The following is a 3004-nucleotide window of genomic DNA, read 5'->3' as shown; positions in this document are numbered from 1 at the left end:
GTCCCACCCTCTCCTCACGCGATGCCCGCTCCCCCGTCCCGCCCGCTCCTCGCGCCATGTCCGCTCCCCCGTCCTGTCCTGTCCCCGGCCCGGAAGTGGTGACCCATGACAACCGCCGTCTCGGATCAAGCACGGAGCCGCTCACTGCCCAGAGTCGTGGCGGCGAGCCTGATCGGTACCACGATCGAGTGGTACGACTACTTCTTGTACGGAACAGCCGCGGCGCTGGTGTTCGGCAAGGTGTTCTTCCCGAACAGCGACCCGCTGACCGGCACGCTGCTGTCGTTCCTCACCTACGCGATCGGGTTCGCGGCGCGCCCGCTCGGGGCGCTGGTCTTCGGGCACTTCGGGGACCGGGTCGGCCGCAAGCGGCTGCTGGTGGTCAGCCTGCTGCTGATGGGCGGCTCGACCACGCTGATCGGGTGCCTGCCGACCTACTCCTCGGTCGGGGCGACGGCGCCGGTGCTGCTGACGCTGCTGCGGCTGGTGCAGGGCTTCGCCCTCGGCGGCGAGTGGGGCGGCGCGGTGCTGCTGGTGTCGGAGCACGGCGACGCCCGGCGGCGCGGGTTCTGGGCGTCCTGGCCGCAGGGCGGCGCCCCGGCCGGGAACCTGCTGGCGGCCGGCGTGCTCTCGCTGCTGACGGGCATCCAGTCGGAGGCGACGTTCCTGGCCTGGGGCTGGCGGGTGCCGTTCCTGCTCTCGGCGGTGCTGGTCGGGGTCGGCCTGTGGATCCGGCTGGCCGTGGACGAGTCGCCGCTGTTCAAGGAGGCGCTGGCCCGGGCGGCCGCGCGCGGGAAGGCCGAACAGCCGCCGCTGGTCGGGGTGCTGCGGCACCACTGGCGGGAGGTGCTGGTCGCGATGGGCGCGCGGATGGCGGAGAACATCTCGTACTACGTGATGACCACCTTTGTGCTCGCGTACGCCGTCTCGCACGTGCACTTCCCCAAGCAGACCGCCCTGAACGCCGTCCTGATCGCCTCGGCGGTCCAGTTCGCGCTGATCCCGGTGTTCGGAGCGCTCTCCGACCGGGTCGGGCGCAAACCGGTGTACCTGGTGGGCGCGGTCGGCGTCGGGGTGTGGGCGTTCGTCTTCTTCGGGATGGTGGACACCGGCTCCTTCGGCTCACTGGTGCTCGCGGTGACCGTCGGACTGGTCTTCCACAGCGCCATGTACGCACCCCAGGCCGCCTTCTTCTCCGAGCTGTTCGCCACCCGGATGCGCTACTCGGGCGCGTCGATCGGCGCGCAGTTCGCCTCGGTGGCCGCCGGCGCACCCGCGCCGCTGATCGCCACCGCGCTGCTGAAGGACTACGGCAGCTCGACCCCGATCTCGGTGTACGTGGCGATCGCCGCCGCGATCACCGTCCTGGCGGTGCTGTGCGGGCGGGAGACGCGCGGGCACGACCTGGCGGAGGTGACGGGCACCCGGCCGGCCGAGGACGGCACGGAGCCGGGAGCGGCGACGGTGGGGAAGGCGGCCACCGCCTGACGCGCCGTCCGGCCCGTCGGCGCCCGTCACCGGACGGGCGCCGGCGGGCTACGGCCACCCGGGCCGAGCGGCTAGCATCGCGCTTCCCTCCCCGGGACACGAACACCCACTGCCGATTGGCGGCCGTACCATGAACGACCTCCACGCCGGCTCGGCGCCCGCACTGCGGCGACTGCTGGACCTGCTCGCCTCCGGCGCCGCCACCGAGGACTTCGCCGACGTGCTGGCCGACGCGCGCCGGCGGGGCGCACCGGCCGACGTGCTGAGCGAGATCGACGACGCGACCTGGCAGGCGCTGCGGGTCCACCGGACCCTGCGCCAGCACCGCCGCCGCGAGGCCGAGTTGACCGCCCTCTTCGACACCGCCGGCGACCTCGCCGCCTCCCGCGACCTCGACTCCGTCCTGCAGGCGATCGTCCGCCGGGCCCGGATGCTGCTGGGCACCGACACCGCCTATCTCACCCTCCCGGACGAGGCCGCCGGCGACACCTACATGCGGGTCACCGACGGCTCGGTCTCGGTGCTCTTCCAGACCCTGCGGCTCAGCCTCGGCGACGGCCTCGGCGGCCTGGTCGCGCAGAGCGCCCGCCCGTACGCCACCCCCGACTACCGCACCGACGGCCGCTTCCACCACACCGACGTCATCGACGCGGGCGTGGTCGACGAGGGCCTGGTGGCGATCATCGGTGTCCCGCTGCTGCTCGGCGGGCGGGTGATCGGAGTGCTGTTCGCCGCCGACCGCTCACCCCGCGCGTTCTCCCCCGACGAGGTCGCGCTGCTCTGCACCCTGGCCGCGCACGCCGCGATCGCCCTGGACACCGCCAAGGCGCTCGCCGACACCCGGGCCGCGCTCGCCGAGCTGAACAGCGCCAACGAGCTGATCCGCGCCCACTCCGCCGCCGTCCAGCGCGCCGAGCGGGGCCACGACCGGCTCACCGACCTGGTCCTGCGCGGGGCGGAGGTGCCGGACGTCGCCGCGGCCGTGGCCACCCTGCTCGGCGGGGGGATAGCCGTACTGGACACCGAGGGCGAGCCGCTCGCCGGGCGGGCCGCCGCCCCCGGCGCCGGGCCGGCCGAGGCGGCGGCGGCGTCCCGGGCCGAGGGGCGCGCGGTGCGCCACGGCGGGGCCTGGGTGTGCGCGGTGCTGGCCGGGCAGGAGCAGCTCGGCACGCTGGTGCTGCGCGGCCGGCCGGACCTCGACGACGCCGACCGCCGGCTGTTCGAACGGGCCGGCGTGGTGACCGCGCTGCTCCTGCTGCTGCGGCGGTCGGTCGCCGAGACGGAGAACCGGGTCCGCGGCGAGCTGCTGGCCGATCTGCTCACCGCTCCCGACCGGGATCCGGCCGGGCTGACCGCGCGGGGGCGGCGGCTGGGTGTCGACCTCGGCCGGCCGCACCTGGTGCTGGTCGCCGAGCCGGGGGGCGGCGGGGGTGGCGGGTCCGGGGGGGGGGGGGGGGGCCCGGGGGCCGGGGGGGCGCGGGGGGGGGGGGGGGGGGGGGGGGGGCCGTTTGGGGCC

At 75.4% G+C, this 3004-nt stretch carries 2 protein-coding genes; both read left to right on the top strand.

The window, feature by feature from the left end:
• Positions 1-105: 105 nt before the first annotated feature.
• Complete coding sequence (locus ADK60_RS20730; protein WP_053648013.1) at positions 106-1488, top strand: MFS transporter; 1383 nt, start codon at positions 106-108, stop codon at positions 1486-1488.
• Positions 1489-1618: 130 nt separating this feature from the next.
• A partial coding sequence (locus ADK60_RS20725; RefSeq protein ID WP_107094676.1) for a GAF domain-containing protein occupies positions 1619-3004 on the top strand: 1386 nt, incomplete at its 3' end.

The sequence above is a fragment of the Streptomyces sp. XY431 genome (assembly GCF_001279805.1).
GTDB classification, from domain to species: domain Bacteria; phylum Actinomycetota; class Actinomycetes; order Streptomycetales; family Streptomycetaceae; genus Kitasatospora; species Kitasatospora purpeofusca.
The sequence above is the reverse complement of the archived record's forward strand: the minus strand, read 5'-3'. Positions and strand labels throughout refer to the sequence as shown.

Coding starts and splice junctions, on each gene's coding strand:
- ADK60_RS20730 (WP_053648013.1), top strand. CDS start 106: ATGACAACCGCCGTCTCGGATCAAGCACGGAGCCGCTCACTGCCCAGA.